21 protein-coding genes and 1 other annotated feature are annotated in these 19,348 nt (G+C 29.7%); of the genes, 2 read left to right on the forward strand and 19 right to left on the reverse strand.

Going from position 1 to position 19,348, the window contains the following annotated elements; genetic code table 11:
* Nucleotides 1-113: 113 nt before the first annotated feature.
* The 3 genes from ACVHXK_RS07275 to ACVHXK_RS07285 all read right to left on the reverse strand — a co-directional run bounded on the left by ACVHXK_RS07275 (nucleotide 114) and on the right by ACVHXK_RS07285 (nucleotide 4,361).
* Nucleotides 114-1,352, reverse strand: coding sequence for a DUF1015 domain-containing protein (locus ACVHXK_RS07275; protein ID WP_461205714.1), 1,239 nt, complete (start codon nucleotides 1,350-1,352; stop codon nucleotides 114-116).
* Between the two features lie 11 nt (nucleotides 1,353-1,363).
* On the reverse strand, nucleotides 1,364-2,950 hold the full coding sequence (serA, locus tag ACVHXK_RS07280) for a phosphoglycerate dehydrogenase (protein ID WP_461205715.1): 1,587 nt from the start codon (nucleotides 2,948-2,950) through the stop codon (nucleotides 1,364-1,366).
* Between the two features lie 346 nt (nucleotides 2,951-3,296).
* On the reverse strand, nucleotides 3,297-4,361 hold the full coding sequence (locus ACVHXK_RS07285) for a pyridoxal-phosphate-dependent aminotransferase family protein (protein WP_461205716.1): 1,065 nt from the start codon (nucleotides 4,359-4,361) through the stop codon (nucleotides 3,297-3,299).
* Nucleotides 4,362-4,599: 238 nt separating this feature from the next.
* Nucleotides 4,600-4,797: a binding site (T-box leader), on the reverse strand.
* Nucleotides 4,798-4,962: 165 nt separating this feature from the next.
* Here ACVHXK_RS07285 and ACVHXK_RS07290 point away from each other — a divergent pair.
* Nucleotides 4,963-5,322, forward strand: a complete 360-nt coding sequence (locus tag ACVHXK_RS07290) for a LapA family protein (RefSeq protein WP_461205717.1) — start codon at nucleotides 4,963-4,965, stop codon at nucleotides 5,320-5,322.
* 36 nt (nucleotides 5,323-5,358) lie between these two features.
* On the opposite strand, the gene ACVHXK_RS07295 is transcribed toward ACVHXK_RS07290, so the two are convergent.
* Complete coding sequence (locus ACVHXK_RS07295; RefSeq protein WP_461205718.1) at nucleotides 5,359-6,279, reverse strand: alpha/beta hydrolase; 921 nt, start codon at nucleotides 6,277-6,279, stop codon at nucleotides 5,359-5,361.
* Nucleotides 6,280-6,702: 423 nt separating this feature from the next.
* Between ACVHXK_RS07295 and ispF the strand changes: the two genes are divergently transcribed.
* Entirely contained in the window at nucleotides 6,703-7,203 is a 501-nt protein-coding gene (ispF, locus tag ACVHXK_RS07300) for a 2-C-methyl-D-erythritol 2,4-cyclodiphosphate synthase (protein WP_461205719.1), read from the forward strand.
* Between the two features lie 180 nt (nucleotides 7,204-7,383).
* Here ispF and ACVHXK_RS07305 read toward each other — a convergent pair whose 3' ends face one another.
* From ACVHXK_RS07305 to ACVHXK_RS07375, 15 genes are read right to left on the reverse strand one after another with little or no spacing between them, the layout of a single operon-like run.
* On the reverse strand, nucleotides 7,384-8,142 hold the full coding sequence (locus tag ACVHXK_RS07305; RefSeq protein WP_461205720.1) for a flagellar hook-basal body complex protein: 759 nt from the start codon (nucleotides 8,140-8,142) through the stop codon (nucleotides 7,384-7,386).
* Nucleotides 8,139-8,303: a hypothetical protein gene (locus ACVHXK_RS07310; protein ID WP_461205721.1), complete on the reverse strand. Its 165-nt coding sequence runs from the start codon at nucleotides 8,301-8,303 to the stop codon at nucleotides 8,139-8,141. The genes ACVHXK_RS07305 and ACVHXK_RS07310 overlap by 4 nt, the downstream gene beginning before the upstream one ends.
* A gap of 20 nt (nucleotides 8,304-8,323) precedes the next feature.
* Nucleotides 8,324-9,088 carry a hypothetical protein gene (locus tag ACVHXK_RS07315; RefSeq protein ID WP_461205722.1) on the reverse strand — a complete coding sequence of 255 codons (765 nt, stop codon included), beginning with the start codon at nucleotides 9,086-9,088 and terminating at the stop codon, nucleotides 8,324-8,326.
* An 18-nt stretch (nucleotides 9,089-9,106) separates the two neighbouring features.
* Nucleotides 9,107-9,835, reverse strand: coding sequence for a sigma-70 family RNA polymerase sigma factor (locus ACVHXK_RS07320; RefSeq protein ID WP_461205723.1), 729 nt, complete (start codon nucleotides 9,833-9,835; stop codon nucleotides 9,107-9,109).
* Between the two features lie 19 nt (nucleotides 9,836-9,854).
* Nucleotides 9,855-10,727, reverse strand: a complete 873-nt coding sequence (locus ACVHXK_RS07325; protein WP_461205724.1) for a MinD/ParA family protein — start codon at nucleotides 10,725-10,727, stop codon at nucleotides 9,855-9,857.
* Nucleotides 10,724-11,764: a flagellar biosynthesis protein FlhF gene (locus ACVHXK_RS07330; RefSeq protein WP_461205725.1), complete on the reverse strand. Its 1,041-nt coding sequence runs from the start codon at nucleotides 11,762-11,764 to the stop codon at nucleotides 10,724-10,726. Before ACVHXK_RS07330 ends, ACVHXK_RS07325 begins: the two co-directional genes overlap by 4 nt.
* On the reverse strand, nucleotides 11,754-13,778 hold the full coding sequence (flhA, locus tag ACVHXK_RS07335) for a flagellar biosynthesis protein FlhA (RefSeq protein WP_461205801.1): 2,025 nt from the start codon (nucleotides 13,776-13,778) through the stop codon (nucleotides 11,754-11,756). The genes ACVHXK_RS07330 and flhA overlap by 11 nt, the downstream gene beginning before the upstream one ends.
* Nucleotides 13,779-13,826: 48 nt before the next feature.
* Nucleotides 13,827-15,062 carry a flagellar biosynthesis protein FlhB gene (gene flhB / locus ACVHXK_RS07340; protein WP_461205726.1) on the reverse strand — a complete coding sequence of 412 codons (1,236 nt, stop codon included), beginning with the start codon at nucleotides 15,060-15,062 and terminating at the stop codon, nucleotides 13,827-13,829.
* 18 nt (nucleotides 15,063-15,080) lie between these two features.
* Entirely contained in the window at nucleotides 15,081-15,845 is a 765-nt protein-coding gene (locus ACVHXK_RS07345; RefSeq protein ID WP_461205727.1) for a flagellar biosynthetic protein FliR, read from the reverse strand.
* A gap of 6 nt (nucleotides 15,846-15,851) precedes the next feature.
* Nucleotides 15,852-16,121, reverse strand: a complete 270-nt coding sequence (gene fliQ, locus ACVHXK_RS07350; RefSeq protein ID WP_461205728.1) for a flagellar biosynthesis protein FliQ — start codon at nucleotides 16,119-16,121, stop codon at nucleotides 15,852-15,854.
* Between the two features lie 10 nt (nucleotides 16,122-16,131).
* A complete protein-coding gene (gene fliP, locus ACVHXK_RS07355) occupies nucleotides 16,132-16,890 on the reverse strand; it encodes a flagellar type III secretion system pore protein FliP (RefSeq protein ID WP_461205729.1) in 759 nt (252 codons plus the stop codon).
* 1 nt (nucleotide 16,891) lies between these two features.
* Nucleotides 16,892-17,275, reverse strand: coding sequence for a flagellar biosynthetic protein FliO (gene fliO, locus ACVHXK_RS07360; RefSeq protein ID WP_461205730.1), 384 nt, complete (start codon nucleotides 17,273-17,275; stop codon nucleotides 16,892-16,894).
* 41 nt (nucleotides 17,276-17,316) lie between these two features.
* Nucleotides 17,317-17,769 (reverse strand): flagellar basal body-associated FliL family protein, encoded by a 453-nt coding sequence (locus ACVHXK_RS07365; RefSeq protein ID WP_461205731.1) that lies wholly within the window; start codon nucleotides 17,767-17,769, stop codon nucleotides 17,317-17,319.
* 18 nt (nucleotides 17,770-17,787) lie between these two features.
* A complete protein-coding gene (locus ACVHXK_RS07370; protein WP_461205732.1) occupies nucleotides 17,788-18,537 on the reverse strand; it encodes an OmpA family protein in 750 nt (249 codons plus the stop codon).
* Nucleotides 18,530-19,333, reverse strand: a complete 804-nt coding sequence (locus ACVHXK_RS07375; RefSeq protein WP_461205733.1) for a motility protein A — start codon at nucleotides 19,331-19,333, stop codon at nucleotides 18,530-18,532. The genes ACVHXK_RS07370 and ACVHXK_RS07375 overlap by 8 nt, the downstream gene beginning before the upstream one ends.
* Nucleotides 19,334-19,348 lie beyond the last annotated feature (15 nt).

The raw sequence follows: 19,348 nt of genomic DNA on the forward strand, positions 1-19,348 counted from the left end.
TTACTGCTATTTAAATTACTTAATTTTTATAATGTTAAAAATATGCATAAAAAAAGAGATATTCTAGCTTAACTAGAATATCTCTTTTCTATTAATATCGTAGGTTATAGACACTAAATGTTATGAATAAACAAACCACTTCTTAACTTAGGTTCAAACCAAGTTGATTTTGGTGGCATAACATCATTTTTATCTGCAATATCCATCAATTCTTTTATGCTTGTAGGATACATTGAAAAAGCTACTTTCATTCCACCTTCTACTCTTTTAACTAATTCTTCAAGCCCTCTAATTCCTCCAACAAAATCTATCCTATCGTCCTTTCTTGGATCTTCTATTCCCAGTATAGGATGTAATAAATTTTCTTGTAAAATTGAAACATCTAGTGATGCAACTTCATCGTTAGAATCGTATGATCCATTTTTTGCCTTTAATTTATACCATTCTCCTTCTAAGTACATTCCAAAACAGCCCTTATTAGAAGGTTTATACATTTCACTATTTTTTTGAATATCAAATTTTCCTTCTATTCTACTTAAAAATTCTATTTTACTTAAACCATTTAAATCAGATACTACTCGATTATAATCCATTATATATAATTCATCATCAGGGAAAATTACTGAAAGAAAATAATTGAATTCTTCTTCTCCTGTATATCCCTTTAATTCTTCCCTTCTCATTAAAGCAACCTTTGCAGCAGAGGCACATCTATGATGCCCATCTGCTATATATAATGAATCTACTTCATTAAACATGCTAACTATAGATGAAATTATTTTCTCATCATTTATTTCCCAAGCAATATGTTCAATTCCATCTTCAGCCTTAAAGTTCACATCAGGCGCATTGTTAACCGTCCATTCTTCAATGATACTTGTTATATTAGCTTTATTCCTGTAAGTTAAGAATATAGGTCCTGTTTGAGCTTCACAATATTTAACATGCTTTATCCTATCATTTTCTTTAACTTCTCTAGTATGTTCATGTTTTTTTACTATATTATTTAAATAATCATCTACAGAAGAGCAGCAAACTAAACCTGTTTGTTTTCTACCATTCATCACTAATCTATATACATATAAACTTGATTCCGTATCTTCTTTTAATATATTTTTATTTATCATATTATTTAAATTTTCTTTAGCTTTTAAATATACCTTTTCATCATAAGAATTAACATTCTCATCTAAATCAATTTCTGCTTTGTCTACATGCAGAAAAGAGTATGGATTATTTTTAACTACTTCTCTTGCTTCATCACTATTCATTACATCATATGGCAATGCAGCTACCTTTTCTGCTAATTCTTTTTTAGGACGAACTCCCTTAAAACTTTTTATAATAGCCATAATTATTCCTCCTATAAAGTTACTGATTTTGCCCATATAATATCATTTACTTCATTAAACTTAGCAATATTTTCTTTTGTAATTACATCGTCAATATTTAAAAGCATTAGTGCTTTATCTCCTTTTACCACTCTACCCACTTGCATTGTAGCTACATTTATTCCACATGTACCAATCAATGTTCCTACACTCCCTATTACCCCTGGCACATCATTATTTTGAATAAATAACATATATCTACTCAATTTAACATCAACCTCATATCCATTCAAATTAACTAACTTACCCTCTGCATTAGTTGATACAGCACCTGACATAGTAAACTCTTCCATTTTATTATTAATTATTTTAATCTCCACTAGATTAGAAAAATTCTTATGACTTTCTTTTATTTTCTTATAGCTAATTCCAATTCCAGCTGCTTCTGCTGAAATATTCGCATTAATATAATTAATAGATGCCCCCATAATAGGTTCTAGTAAACCCTTTAAAAATGCTATACTAACTAGTCCTGTGTCAGCTTTTGCAATATCTCCCCAGTATGTAACCTCTACATATTTTACTGATTCTTTATTTAATTGATAATATAATTTTCCTAACCTCTCCATCATTCTAAGGTAAGGTTTTATCGCTTCAAACTCATCTAAATGTACTCCTGGAAGATTGACTGCATTTAAAACTATTTGCCCATTTAATCCACTAATAACTTGACTTGCAATAGATTCGCCTACATTTTGTTGTGCATCAACAGTATTAGCTCCAATATGAGGAGTAACTATAATATTACATAATTCATTTAATGGAGAATTTCCTCTAGGTTCTTTTTCATGTACATCTAAACCAGCACTGGCAATTTTATTATTTTTAAGTGCATAATATAAGGCTTCTTCATCAACAATTCTTCCTCTTGCAACATTTGTAAGTCTTGCATTAGGTTTCATTATTTCAAATTCTTTATAGCTTATCATTCCAATAGTTTCTTCAGTTCTAGGTGTATGAATCGTAATAAAATCTGACTCTTTTAATAAGTCTTCTAATGTATTTTTTTTCTGAACATCAAATCTATCAAATCTATCTTGAGAAATATACGGATCATAGCCTATTATATTCATTCCGAAAGCTTTCATTCTCCTAGCTACTAATGAACCAATTCTACCAAGACCTATAATTCCTAAAGTTTTATTAAATAGTTCTGTTCCTTCAAAAGAATTTCTTTCCCACTTACATTCTTTTAAAGATAAATCTGCACTAGCAATATCTCTAGCTTGAGCAAGCATTAGCCCTATAGTTAACTCACATGCTGAAATACTATTACTATCAGGTGTATTTGCAATAATTACTCCTTTTTTAGTAGCTGCTGGAATATCTATATTGTCTGTTCCATTTCCTGCTCTTCCCACTATTTTTAATTTTACACCTTTTTCTAAAAGTTCTTCATTAACCTTAGTAGCACTTCTCACAATTAGAGCATCATATTCATGAATTTTCTCTAACAAATCCTCTCTACTTATTCCTATACAAACATCTACATCAAATTCTTTCTTTAACATCTCAATACCTAAATCATCAATTTTCTCTGCAATAATTACCTTTGCCATGTTAATGCCCCCTTTTAAAAGATAATGCACAATGCACAATGCACAATGCACAATTAATGATAATTTTCTTCCTTACGTCAGAAAATTTTAATCTAAAACAAAATCTTCTGTTGCTTTATTTAAATTCTATATCTTATTATTTGCTTCATTACATAATTGATAATGCACATTGCTTTTCAAAAGATAATTTGCAATTTGCAATTTGCAATTGATGTTGATTTTCTTCCCTTTGGTTAGAAAATCTTTAATTATTAAGTTTATTAAAAGATTTTGCGCAGCAAAATCATTCTTAATTGCTAATTGCACATTGCTAATTGAACATTTAAAAAATCATTGCACTCTTGTTTTAAAAGAAACATTTGTCTAGTGAATCAATAGTTCTCGTAATCATCTCTTCTGTAACATACCCCATATGACCTATTCTTATCATTTTTCCGCTAAGTTCGCCTTTTGCACCTGCAATTTCTATATTAAATTCTTTTGACATTTTCTTCTTTATTTCGTTAGCTCTATCTGTCATAATAGGTGTTACATTGTTTGATTTGCAACTTTCTTCTCCAAATACTACTAGGCCCTTAGATTTTGCCCAGTTTCTTACTCTATTCGCATATATCTCATGCCTTAAAAGTACATTTTCTAAACCCTCTTCTTGTATCATTGAAAGTGCTTCATTTACCCCTGCCACTAGTGAAACAGCTGGTGTGAATGGATTAAATGGTTTTTCTTTGAGTAAAAACTTTCTGTTTTCTTTATAGTCCCAATAGAATTTAGGTAAATCTGATGTTTCTATTTTTCTCCAAGCCTTATCACTAACCCCTACAAAAGCCAACCCTGGTGGTGACATTAAAGCCTTTTGTGAAGCTGTTATCAAAACATCTATATTCCATTCATCCATTCTAATATCCACACCACCAAGACCACTTACAGAATCAACAATCAATACTCCTTCTTTATCTTTCATAAAATCGCCAATTTCCTTTATAGGATTAACTACTGCTGTTGATGTCTCGTTATGCGTTACTATTATTCCTTTATAATCTTCTTTGTATCTTTTTTTAATTTCTTCAATACTTACAGCTTTTCCCCATACTACTTTTAAGAGATCTACCTGCACGCCATAAGCCTCAGCAATCTTAGCAAATCTATCGCCAAATACACCAGTAGATATAACCAAAACTTTATCATTTCTTGAAAACATATTTACAATTGAACTTTCCATAGCACCTGTTCCAGATGAAGTAAATGTTAGAACATCCCCTTTTGTTCTAAATACGTATTTTAATTTTTCACTCATTTCACTAAAAATTTTGCTATACTCATCAGTTCTGTGATGTAATACTGGTTCACTCATTTTTCTTAAAACTCTATCTGGCACCGTAGTTGGTCCTGGAGTCATAAGTATTTTACTCATATAAAAGCCCCCTTTTTTGTTTTACTTTTTTTAATATTACATTACTCAAGAGTGTAGTTATTCTTTTAAATTTTATTCAATACTAATGTGAAGTGTGAAATCTGTAGTGTGAAGTTAAGGATGATTTTGCGTAGCAAAATCGACTATTTAATTAAAAGATTTTCGAAGAATGAGAAAATCATCCATCATTTCACACTTCACACTATATTTAAATAAAAAAATCCGCCCATGTCTAAAAGACAAGGACGGAGATATTTCTACGTGGTACCACCTTATTTTGCTAATCATAGCCTCTACGGATAACGGATAACCGATATGAGTTTATTACCCTCACATTGCTCTAGGTCGGATTCAATGAAAAATGCTACTAACTTACACCAAACATTAGCTCTCTATAAACATTTTATTATTTACTACTACCTTTCAAAGCTTTTCGTTTATTTAATTTATGTATAATTATAATGAAAAACTAATCTTATTGCAAGTATATATTAGCAACAAATTTAATATATTTTTTGCTAAATTTAGAGGATTTTCTACATTTATAAAGAATAATATATAATAAATACAGTATACTATTCATGTGAGAGGTGGTAAATCAATGCAAATAGGATTCATTTTTTCCCTATTATTCGCAATTCTAGTAACAATATTTGCTCTTCAAAATGCGACAGCAGTTAATGTAAATTTTTTATTTGCTAATGTAGAAGTTTCACAAGCTCTCGTTATTTTTATTTCTGCTGTTGCAGGAGCAATAATATTTGCAATTCTTGGATTTTACAGAGAATTAAAAATAAGAGGTAATCTAAAAAAAGCAACTAAACAAATTACACAATTAGAGAATGAAAAAGTAACTTTAAATGAAAATATATCTAAATTAAATTCTGAAATTGACGAGTTAAAAAACATCGAAACGCCTAATACTCAAGATGCAATTGAAATTGAAGAAGAAAAAATATAATTTATAAAGTAGCTCAGCTACTTTTTTTTATTTTTACTATTTCTTTATTTCAGGAAAATAATGATAAATAAACCTAAATATTTCTTTCTCATATCTTTCTTTATCAACATCAAAAGCCACTGCGTGTTTTGCACCATCTACTAAATAAATAGCTTTATTATTTTTTTTAGCCTGGTACATTTTCTCACTCATATATGTGGGTACATATTTGTCTTCTTTGCCATGGATAAATAAAATAGGGATATCTGAAGTCTTTATGTCTTCTATAGGTTTAACTTTATCCACTGAAAATTTAGCTTTTCTTAAAATTCTTATTTTAGCAAATGTATACACTGGTAACAATAAAACACTCAAGGCTTTCTTCATGCTTATCCTAAATTGTTCATCTAAATCGGAAAAGCCACAATCTGATATTATAAAATCAACATATTTATTTATACTATTATATTGAAGCACTGTTGCAGCACCCATAGATACTCCATGCAACCCTAATAAAGAGTCTTGTCCATTTTTTTCAATTATCCATTGAACCCACTTATTTAAATCAAACTTTTCATAAAATCCATAAGTAGAATAGTTTCCTTCACTTTCTCCATGTCTTCTTTGGTCATACAGTAAAACATTCCACCCTTTACTATGAAACATTTCTATAAATTTTATCGATGTACTCAAATTAGCAGTAATTCCGTGTACAAAAATTATTGTTCTCTTATCTTCACTTTGGCCTTCAATATATATTCCTTTTATTCTAAAACCATCCTCTGATAAAATTTCAATTTTTTCTTTTTTTAAACCTTCATAGTAATCCTTATTAAATAATCCTTCAGAGGAATATTTATTATATAATTTGGAATAATCAACTACTTTCATTTTTACTGATTCTTTAAAATAGTAATTGACGAAATAGTATACTACAATAACCAATAAAATCATTATAATTACTAAAAAATATCGCATTTTTACCTCCTACTTTTATTATATATTAATAAATATATTACAAGTTATCCACATTGTCCACAGACAGCCTGTGTATAAGTTGTTAATTATGTGTTAATTATACTACTAATAACAAGTAATTCTACATAATTTGTCTTATTTTCATAACTGCTTGTCCTAAAATGCACATTTAAGTACATTTTTTTATCCACAGCATCAACAGCCTGTGGATAAAATGTTATTTTTTGATTTATCTTTAATTTTATTTTAATTTATAGATAATTCTCCTCGTACCTCGGAGAATCTTTAAGCAATAAAAAACTTCCTAATAATAAGAAAGTCATCCACTAATAAGCTCTACAAATTGCTCTCTTCACTCTATCTTTTTTAAATGTGTGATATACTTCTATATATAGCTATATTTTATATCTAGGAGGAATCAAAATGAGAATAGGTATGGGTTACGACGTTCATAAACTTGTTGAAAACAGAAAATTAATACTCGGAGGAGTTGACATCCCTTTTGAAAAAGGACTACTCGGTCATTCAGATGCCGATGTGCTAATACATGCTATAATGGATAGCTTACTGGGTGCTGCTGCCTTGGGGGATATAGGAAAACATTTTCCTGATACTGATAATAAATATAAAGGCATATCTTCAATCAAATTATTAGAACATGTACAAATTTTACTTAAAAAAAATAATTTTGAAATAGTAAATATAGATGCTACTATCATTGCTCAAAAGCCTAAAATGGCACCTCATATAGACACAATGCGTATAAACATCTCTAATTCACTTAAAATAAATATCAATCAAATTAATATTAAAGCAACTACTGAAGAAGGTCTTGGATTCACAGGAAATGGATTAGGAATCTCAAGTCAAAGTATATGCCTACTTAATTCAATGCACAATGCACAATTTACAATGCACAATTAAGGATGATTTTCTTCCCTTTGGTCAGAAAATCTTATATTAAGCTAAAAAACAAAGACTCAATGAGTTTAATCTTTTAATCTTTTATAAAATAAAAGGAATTTTTTAGCTCCGCTAAAAAATTCCCTCCATAATTGTGCATTGTGCATTGTGCATTGTGCATCGTGCATTGTGCATTATCTTTTACTTAAGGCTTCCTAGCTCATTAACCGCCTTCTGAAGTGTATCGTCAGTAGATTTCAAAACTCTTTGATTAGCAGAGTATTCCCTACTTACTTCTATCATCTTTATCATTTGGCCAGTCATATCAACATTTGAATTCTCTAATGAAAATTGTTTTATATAACTATCGTTATCTTCAATAGGTTGTACATCTTCTGCTGTATATAAACTTTCTCCAGCTCTTGCTAGTAGCTGAACATCATCAAATTTAACAACGTTAAATTTCAATCCATCTGTATCTGTATTTTTCATAATTCCTTCAGGAGTAACACTAATATCATCATCACCTGAATAAATATATGAATTTGCCCCTGTATTTGTATTCTTTGCAATTACAGAATATCCATTTTCATTTACTAATTTACCATTTGCATCAAAATTGAAGTTTCCATTTCTAGTATATACATATGAACCATCATTTTTTTCTAAAGTAAAATATCCTTCTCCTAAAATTGCAAAGTCTGTATCTATTCCTGTATCTTCAAAAATTCCTTGAGAAGATATCTCATATATATCCTCAATATTTATCCCAGGATTTATTGTACCTACTTGTTCTCCTGTTCTTCTATTAATTATGTTCATTTCTTCCTTAGTATTTGCTATTGCTATCTGTTCTTTAAAGCCCGTAGTTCCTGTATTAGCTATGTTATTCCCCACAACTTCTTGTTTTTTTTGCAGATATTTCATTGCTGATCTTGACGTTTCGAGTCCTCTTATCATTTATCCAACACCTCACTAGTATCTATTACCTTAACTTGGTCTTCATAAATCATACCCATAGCTTTAGCCCTTTTCTCAATATAACTATCATCATAAGTTTTATAGGATGGAATTAAAATTAATGATGTAATTACTATTCCTAAACCTATTCCTAGAATCATTTTAGGTGAAAATATTTTTATTATTGCCTCTGTATACTTCTTAATAATAAAACCTCCCCTTTGCCTAATGATAATTGAGAAGCTATATCTTCAAGGCTTTTGCCTTCCTCTTCTAATGCATTTATCTTTTGTATAATTGTATTTTTATCATTTTCATTCTGCACATTCAATTTATCCTTTAATATTTGACTACTATTTGATACCGTTGAACTTCTTTTCATCCCTGTTGCTGTTGGAGTTTTCCTACTTTTCATTTCTGAGGTATCTCCTGAAGCTGTAACTATCTTTTTTGTAGTTACACCTTTTGTCTTAGATATAGTCTTCATCTTTGCTTCAACTAATTTGTCTATTCTTGTTTCATTTCTTTTAATGGCTCTTTCTCTTTTTATTAGCTCTTTCTCAAAGAGCAATAGTTTCTTCTCTCTATCTGAAGTATCCATAACAGGCTTCAACATTTCTTCTATTTTATTAAGTTTGTCGTATATTTTTTCATCTTTTTCTTTGTCATATTGAACATCTATGCTGCTCATCTTTTCTTTAATTATTTCATTAAAATCTTTATTATTTTCTACTTCTTTATCATTATCATTTTCCACTTTAGCATATCCATCTACATAAACATCTTCATTTTCATATAAATCTTCTTCATTATAAATATCTTCTTCATTAAAAATTACTTCTTCTTTTTCCTCAGAAATTAATTCTCTTTCTTTCATTTCTTTTTTTATTAGAACTATTCCATAAGCAGAAATACATACACCAACTACTAGCATTAAATATACCATTATTTTTCTCCTAAAGTATTATAAACTTTCTTCTAAATATACTTTTAATTTTTTTAGAGCTCTACCATGAATTTGAGATACTCTAGATATAGAAATATCCATAACATATGCTATTTCTTTAAGGGCTAATTCTTCTTTATAAATCAAATTTAAAATAATTCTTTCTCTTTCCTGCAAACTATCTAACGCTTTAACTAATAAAATATTTTTTTCTTTTAATAAATATTCATCTTCAGGTGAAACTCCTTTTCTATCTACTAATAAGTCTTTTAAAGTATTTTCACCTTCTGAATCTCCTGATATCTTTTTGTCCAAATAATTTATAGCAATATCTCCAGCAATATTTTTTATACTATCTAATTCATCAAGACTAATTTGCATATAATCACTTACTTCTTTATCATAAGGTTCTCTTAAAAGTTTCTGTCTTAGATAGTTAAGTGCTGCATTATATTCATTTATTTTTTTAACTTTGCCCCTAGAAATATTTGAGTGTTTTCTTATTTCATCAATCATTGCCCCTCGTATTCTCAAAGTAGCAAAAGTAGCAAAAGCAGCATTTTTACTCTTATCATATTTATCAACTGCTTCCATAAGTCCGATAATACCAACACTATATAAATCTTCTTGCGTAAGACTCATATTATTATTTAATTTTACACCTCTTGCAATCTTATGAACAAGAGATAGATTTTGAGTTATCATTTCGTCTCTACTTATATTTTCAATTTTATACTCTTCTTTCAATAAGATCACCTAATTTTCTTTATGAGAATACTTTAATCATTCTATTTATTAACTGTTTCATAGAATTTATGCCTTTATCATCACTATTCTGAGATAATAAAGTATCAATAATATTATTTATATTTTTACTAGCCATGCACTTAGGATACTCGATAATAAAAGGGTTTTGTCCCATTACTGCTTCTTTTACTTTTTTGTCTTCAATAATAAATCCAATTTCATCTAATCTTATACTTAAAAAATTAGCTGCAACTCTCTCTAATTTTTCAAAAGATTTTATGGAATCCTCTTCATTACTAACTTTGTTAACAACTACTTTGATACTATCTTTTACTTTCATTCTATTAACAATTTTAATCAAGCTATAAGCATCCGCTAATGAAGTGGGCTCAGGTGTTGTAACTAAAATCATATCTTGTGAAAAAGATATAAACGATAGTAAACTTTTAGATACACCAGCGCTAGTATCAACTAATATAGTATCAATTCCTTCTAATTGAGACAAGTCATTCAACAGTTTTCGCTGCCTAGTTCCACCCATTTCTGCCATTTCTAACAGTCCTGAACCGCCTGAAATTATCTTTATTCCAGATGTACTTTCTATTATTACTTCTTTAAGAGGTATATTCTTATTAATCACATCATAGAGCGTTTTTTTAGCTCTCACTCCAAGTAATACATTTATATTTGCCATACCATAATCGGCATCTATTATTAAAACACTTCTTCCTCTATTTTGCATACCTATAGCTAAATTTAAAGTAAAATTACTCTTACCAACTCCACCTTTTCCACTAGCAATAGTATATATAAGTATCTTATTTTCACTAGGTTTTGCTAACTTATCCTTTGAAAAAACCATTTCCCTTAAGTTTTGCGCTTGGTCTATCATACTCTAATCTCTCCCCAGATATAATAAAAAAGTTTATCAATATTTGCTCTTTCAATATCATCAGGTACATTTTGTCCAGTACAAATATAAGATAGTGGCTTATGTATGTATCTAGCTATATTTAGTATATTTCCATAGCCAGAGCTTTCATCAATTTTGGTAAGTATATACTTATCAAACCCAACAGTGCTATAGCTATCAATTATAGCTTTTACATCCCTATATTTTGTTGTTAGACTAATAACTAAATATGTGCTCATATTTACAATGCCACTTATATATTCCTTAAGTTCATCAATTTGCTCTCCATTTTTATAACTTCTGCCAGTTGAATCAATTAACACCAAGTCGTAAGTTGAAAATTTTTTAAGAGCCTTTTGCATATCTTCTTTTTTTATAACTACTTCAAGAGGTATATTTAAAATATCTGCATAAGTTTTAAGTTGTTCTACTGCCCCAATTCTATAGGTATCTATTGTAATTAAAGCTACTTTTTTATTATTTCCTATAGACTCTTTTGCTGCAATTTTTGCAATAGTAGTTGTTTTTCCAACTCCTGTAGGTCCTATAAATGATACTATTTTATTTTCTAAGTTCTCATTTATTTCAACATTATTCTTAACTTGTTCCCATAAAAACTCATTTAGGACAAATTTATTTACATCTTTTTCTTTTAATCCATTAATTCTACAATAATTATAAAAATCCTTTTGAACATCTTTATTGATATCTATGTTTTCAAATAATTCTTCCATATCAAAATTCAATCTTAAATTTTGTTTTTCTTCTTTTTTTTGTTTTTCTTCTATTTTCTCTATTTCTTCTGTTTCTTCTGTTTCTATTATTTGAACTTCTTCATCAATTGCTTGGTCATCTATAGCTGCAATTACTTCTCTTTTTTTCTTTTTAAAAAATTTAAGTAACCCACCTTCATCAATATATCTATCGCTTATAATTACAGCATCATCGCCGAGGTCCATCTTTATCCTAATCATTGCCTCTTGCATGTTACTAACAACGTACCTTTTAACTATCATCCAATTTCACCATCCCAACTGCTTCTATATCAATGTTATTAGGTATTTCATTTAGCGAAATAACAGGTACTTTAGGGAAAGCCATCTCAATCATTTTCTTAAAGGCAGGCCTAACTTTTGGTGAAGCTAAAATAACTGCCTCTTTTCCTTGCATAGCCAAAACTTCTATATTACTGTGTATCTTTTGAAGTATTTTCGTATTAGTGTTAGGATCTATTGCAGGGAAAGATCCCTGAATAGATTTTTGAATATTATCTCCTAATAGCTTTTCTAACTGAGGTTGAATTGTAATAACATTTAATTTTTGATCATTATCTAAATACTCCATCACAATACTTCTACCTAACTTATATCTAACATATTCAGTTAACAACTCGATATCCTTTGTATTTACAGCATAATCTGCTAAAGTTTCAAGAATAGTAACCATATCTCTTATTGATACTTTTTCTCTAAGTAGATTTTGCAGTATCTTCTGAACTTCACCTAAACTTAGTAAATCAGGTATTAGTTCTTCCACAACTGCACCATTTTCTTCTTTTACATTTTCCACAAGTTCTTTGACATCTTGCCTTGTAATAAGTTCATAACTATGCAATTTAATAATCTCTTTAAGGTGTGTTATTAAAACTGTTACAGGATCAACAACAGTATAACCCTTCATCTCAGCCATATCCTTTTGCTTCTCATCTATCCACAAAGCTGGCAAACCAAAGGCTGGCTCAACAGTTTCTATTCCTTTCATATCTATACTATCGCTACCTGGGTCCATTACCAAAAGGTTGTTATGAATAATGGTACCCTTAGCTACTTCAATTCCTCTTATTTTAATTGAATACTCATGATGTGAAAGCATCAAATTATCTCTAATTCTAATGGGTCTTATTACTAATCCCAATTCATTTGCAATCTGTCTTCTCATAGAAGAAATTCTTTGAACTAAATCTCCCCCTGAATCTTTATCTACTAGAGGTATTAAATCATAAGATATTTCTATTTCTAGAGATTCAAATTGATCTACTTTTACCTCAGAAGGTACTTCTTCAATTTCTTCAGTTTTCATCTCTTTTACATCTTCTACTACTTTATTTTTTTGATCTTGATATAATAAGAACGCTATTGCTGTCATTATTATTGCCATAATATAAAACGGAGGCGTAGGGAAAGCAGGTACTGTACCTATTATAAACAATATAACCGCAACGATTGAAATTACCTTCCACATAGCAAAAAGCTGTTTGCTTAATTCCGTACCAAAATTAAAAGTGGAATTTGAGCGTGTTAACAATATACCAGTTGCAGTAGAAATTAGTAAGGCTGGTATTTGCCCTACAAGGCCATCACCAATTGTTAGTATGCCAAATATTTCAAGGGCCTCTGTTATACTGTAACCTTTCTGAAGTGAAAATATTGCTATACCACCAACAAAGTTAATGATTACAATTATAATACCAGCTATGGCATCTCCCTTAACAAATTTACTTGCACCATCCATTGAGCCATAAAAATCTGTTTCTTTTTGAAGGTCTTCTCTTCTTTTCTTCGCCTGAATATCATTAATTACTCCTGCATTTAAATCAGCATCTATACTCATTTGCTTTCCAGGCATAGCATCAAGGGTAAACCTCGCTCCAACCTCAGCAACTCTACTAGCACCACTTGTTATAACTACAAACTGTATAACTACTATTATAATAAAAATAACTGCACCAACTATATAATTACCACCGGTTACAAAATTACCAAAAGCTTGTATTACCGAGCCTGCATTTCCCTCACTTAATATAAGTCTTGTAGATGAAATATTGAGTGATAACCTAAATAATGTTGTTATAAGCAGTAGTGTTGGAAATACTGAAAACTCCAAAATACTAGTTGTAAACATACTTAGTATAAAAATTATAAGTGCAAAAGTAATATTAAACACTAATAGTATATCTAGAACTGCTGGGTTGATTGGTAATATTATAATCGCAATAATCCCCATTACTCCAAAGGCTGCTATGGTATCCATATTATTAATAATTCTATTCGGCTTAGTATTTTTTTGCAACACGCTCACCTACATCCTTTTTCTAGATTTATAAAAACTTTTTTTCTTCTGCTCTAATTTATAAACAAACGCTAATATTTCAGCTAATGCTCCATAATACTCTACTGGAACTTGCTGACCTACTTTTACTTTTTTATATAATAACCTCGCAAGAGGTTTATTTTCTACTATTGGTATGTTTTTTTCCTTTGCTATAGTTCTAATTTTTAAAGCTATATTGTCAGCACCCTTTGCTAAAACCCTAGGTGCGCTTTCTTCTTTTTCATCATACCTAATTGCAACGGATATATGTGTTGGATTGACAATAACCGCATCTGCCTTTTCAACATCCGCCATCATCCTATTCATAGCTAATTGTTTTTGTTTTTGCTTTCTTTGTGACTTAATTATAGGGTCACCTTCTACTTCTTTATACTCTTCTTTAACTTCATGTTTTGTCATTTTTAAGCTTTTCTTGAAATCATACTTTTGATAAACAAAATCTATGATTCCGATAATTACTAAAATAGTAGCAACTCTAGAGATAAATCCTCCTAGAATATCGCCTAAATACGTATAAAAATTGTAAACTGATGTAAGGGCTATCCCTTGAATTTCAAAAATATTATCCTTTATAAAACTATAAGATATATAAGTTACAAGAGCTAATTTAGCTAGATTTTTAAGTAACCCAAAAAGTGCTTTTTTTGAAAATATTTTTTTAAATCCCTCAATGGGATTTAGCTTCTTAAAATCAGGTTTTATCGGATGCAAAGAATAATTGAATTTTGTTTGCGCTAGATTTATGACTAGAGCTGCCAAAAACAAAACTCCGAAAACTGGAAATATAATACTTATAAAACTAAGTATATTGCTTTTTAAAAATACATTTACATTGTTATTAGAGAAACTCATGTTATAATCTACTCGAAATCCTGATTTGAAAAATGAGTATATTCCATTATAAATATAATTTCCGAGCGAAGATGCAACTAGCGTAAATATGAATAATTGTAGTGCAGAGTTCAAATCCTGTGACTTCGCTATTTGGCCCTTTTTTCTAGCATCTTCAAGTTTTTTTGGAGTTGGGTCTTCTGTTTTATCATCAGCCATAAACATAAAATTAATACTGAGTTTTCTTTTTACCGCTATATTTCCTCTAAAATCAATCGACTCAACTTTTATGCTATTTAAAAAAATATTGAAAAATAATATTCCAATAATTAAACTTATTATATTTAAAAATAATAAATCGTTATATCCCAAATACTCCACCCTGTTTTACTATGACATAAATTTAATAATATTCTCCATACTATCTGGAATAATATCTAATACTCCTGAAATTAGTTTAATTATAATCGGGCTTATTACTATAAAAGTAAGTATTCCTGCTAAAACCTTTAGTGGCATTCCTAATATCAATACATTAAGAGAAGGAACAGTTCTTGACATTATCCCTAAAACTAAATCAGATATTACAAAAACCAAAAGCATAGGTGCTGCTATTTGAACTGCAATAACAAAACTTTGATTTACTATATCCACTGCGTCAATTAATCCAGCAAAGTTAACAGTGTAATCATAAATATTTATTATTTCAAAACTTTTTTCTAAACCGATAATAAGATAATGATGTCCATTGAAAATAAAATATAATACTAAAGCTAAATTGAAATAAATTCTTCCATAAATAGATAAGCTATTTTTTGAATTTGGCTCTAGCAGTGCTGCCGATGCAAGACCTCCTTGCATATCAATAAATTGACCCGCCATTTGAATAGACATAAAAATAATATTTACAAGCATCCCGATAAAGAGACCTACAAGTGCTTCTTTTATCAGTAAAACAACAAGCATTGGTGTACCTATCTCTACTAGCACATCAGTAGGCGCAACACTAAAATACATAATATAGGAAAGTACAATACAAAACATAATTTTAAGGGTATTTGGAATCCCTTTTATACTCAATAATGGTGTAGTTATAAACATAGACGTAACTCGCACTAATATTAACACAAACGCAGTAAAATTTAAGGCTACCATAAGCACCTACCGTAATATATTTGATATATTTCCCATAGTTCTTGTAAAAAAGCCAATCATTGTATTTAACATATAATTACCGAAAATAATAAGAGCTAAAAATACAGCTAAAATCTTTGGTACAAAAGTAAGCGTCTGCTCTTGTATCTGTGTAGTAGCCTGAACAATACTAATAATAAGACCTACTAATAAAGCTATTATCAAAATTGGACCTGCAACTTTAGCTATAGTAAAAAATGCATCCTTCAAAATATCTAATGCCATTGTCTCACTCATGATTAGCCCCCTAAATAAAACTTTCAACTAAAGACTTAACTATCAGATGCCATCCATCAACCATTACAAACAAAAGAATTTTAAATGGCAATGATATCATAACAGGCGATAACATAAACATACCCATGGACATCAAAATACTTGCTACAACCATATCTATAACAACAAAAGGTATAAATATTAAAAATCCAATTTGAAATGCAGTTTTAAGTTCACTAATAACAAAGGCTGGAACTATTATTTCAAACCCCATATCCATAGCTTCATCAGGTATATCTGTGTTTGAAAGTTCGATAAAAAGTGCTAAATCTTTTTCTCTAGTCTGTTTTAGCATAAATTCTTTTATTGGTTTGGACCCAATTTCTATGGCCTCTTCTTGGGTTATAGTTTCCTCTAAATAGGGGTTCACTGCCCCCGCCATTACATCATTATAAACAGGTGCCATAATAAAAAATGTTAAAAACATTGCGAGTCCAATTAAAATTTGATTCGGTGGACTTTGTTGGGTTCCAAGTGCACTTCTTAAAAAAGAAAACACAACAATTATTCTAGTAAAGGAAGTCATCAAAATCAATATTGAAGGAGCTAATGTTAACACTGTAAGTAAAACCAATAGGTTTATACTATCCATGGTTTCACTAGGTGATGAAGATTGCCCTATATCAATGCCTATATTGGGAATTGGAATTGGTTCAGCAAAAGCCGTTATATTTAAAAACATAATCAATGAAAATAAAGCCAGCCCGAAAATTGTAATCTTTTTTTTCATATCATTTATTATCCTTCCTGAATTTAGCTATTCCCTTATTAATAAATTCCTGCATTACAGTAGCACTATCATGTTTATTAAAATTTAATCTATTAGATGTTTCGTCTGACAAATAACTCTCTACAAAATTATCTGGAAGTTTATCTAATACATTGATATTATTTTCAGTTACTCCTAGTAGTAAAACCTCTTCCCCTACCTTGACTACACATACACTGCTCTTATTAGAAAGTGGAAGTCTATCTAAAATTTTAAGATTTTTTTTAACAGATTTATTAGTATACTTTCCACCTATCTTTGAAACACAATAAATGATTAAAAGTACAATAATTAATGCAAATATCATTTGAAAAATTGAAGAAATGAAATTAAAATCTCGTGCCATTTAGATATCCTCTTTTCTACCATTATTTCTAATAACTGCTTCTATTGAATCATAAAATCATTAAAATATATACTTGTAATTAATGGCTCTCCTAGTAATTCATTTATACTGTTTTTGATATCTGCTTTTAAAACAAGAGTTGCATCATCCTCTTCAAACTCCGTTGTTGACTTAGTTCTAAGTATTTCAATTATTCTATCTCTTATTTTTTCTGTATTTTCATCTATTGTTAAATTTGCATTTTCTTCCATATAGCCTAGAACGACCGTCACCTTAAGATAACTATTTTTAGAATCACTAGTTTTCAAATTTACAATAAATTGTTGCAGAGATACTACACTTTCCACTTGTTCTTCTTCTGTAAAGAAAGGTAATTCTCTTCCTGTTACTTTAAAAAATGCAAAAGTACCTCCTATACAAGCCAATAATAATACTACTAGTAATATTATTATAAGTTTCTTTTTACTTTTCTTTTTTATATTTTTCTCTTCCATTCTAATCCTGCCTTTTTACTAATTTTCTGTATTATGTTCTAAATACTGAACAACTATATTGACCCTTCTATTGAGTTGTCTATTTTCATCAGAAGTGTTAGGTACTTTCGGATTATATTCACCATATCCTACCGCCCTCATTCTACTAGGATCTACCCCTTTTTTCTCCGCAAAATATCTGATAACATTTATAGCCCTTGCAGCCGACAACTCCCAGTTACTATCAAACTCAACAGTATGTATAGGAATATTATCTGTATGACCTTCTACCATAATATTATTAGGTAGCTCAATTATTTTTTGACTTATTTTATCCAATATTCCAAAAGCATCCTCTTTTAGATCTGCTTTACCTTCCTCAAAGAAAAGTTTATCTTTTATATCAATATGTACTCCTATTTCACTAATACTAACTTCTACGCTTTCTGTCAATCCCTCTGTTTGAACATATTGGTCAATGATAACTTTAAGATCTTGAAATATTTCCTCTTCTTCCGACAACTCTTCATCTTCCTCTTGATCTACGTTCTCTTCTATTTCATTTTCTGCATCTGGAATTTCAACAGTTTCTACCATTTCTATAACTGAGTTACTATTATTAGTTAATATATCTCTTAATCCATTTGCAACATCAATAAATTTATTTTGATCAACATTAGATATAGAATAAAGTAAAATAAAAAATGTAAGTAACAGCGTCATTAAATCCGAAAAAGTAGCCATCCATAGTGGTGAACCACTCGATTGTTTTTTCTTCTTCTTACGCATTTTCTAAATCCACCTTAAATTTACTTCCTTGATTTCTATCCAATCTTTCTTTAGGCGTCAAATATGTTGTAAGCTTTTCTTCTATAACCATAGGGTTTAAACCTTCTTGAATAGAAAGAATACCGTCAATCATCATTGAACACATGATTGCTTCTTGATTTGCTTTATTTTCTAAGTTACTTGCTATAGGTAATAACATTAAATTAGCAAATAAAGCACCATAAAAAGTAGTAACTAAAGCAACTGCCATACCTACACCAATTGCTGCTGCATCTTGTAGGTCTGCTAGCATATTTATGAGACCTACTATAGTACCAATCATACCAAAGGCTGGGGCATATTCGCCCCATTTACTAAACAGTCTTTGGCCCTCATTATGTCTTTCTTCTGCTACCTCAATCTCTAAATTTAATATTTCTTTTATCAACTCTACATCCATTGCATCGACAACCATTAATACACCTTTTTTAAGAAATTTATCATTTACCTCTTCAAGACTATTCTCTAAAGAGTTAAAGCCTTCTTTTTTAGCCTTTTTAGCTAATTCTATAAAAAGATCTATTAGCTCCGATTTACTTTGTGTACTTTCAGAAAAAGCTACTTTAAGTACCGCCGGCATTTTTTTTATATTATCCATCGGTTCACTAATAATCAAAGCCATAAAAGAACCACCTATTGTAATCATAAAGGATGAAACACTTATAAATCCCCTTATATCTCCAGATGCAATTATAGATACAATGATAAGTGTAAAACCTAGGAATAATCCTGCCATGGCTGTCAAACTATTCTTCAAACGAATCCCCCCACT

This window comes from Clostridium sp. DL1XJH146 (assembly GCF_054819755.1).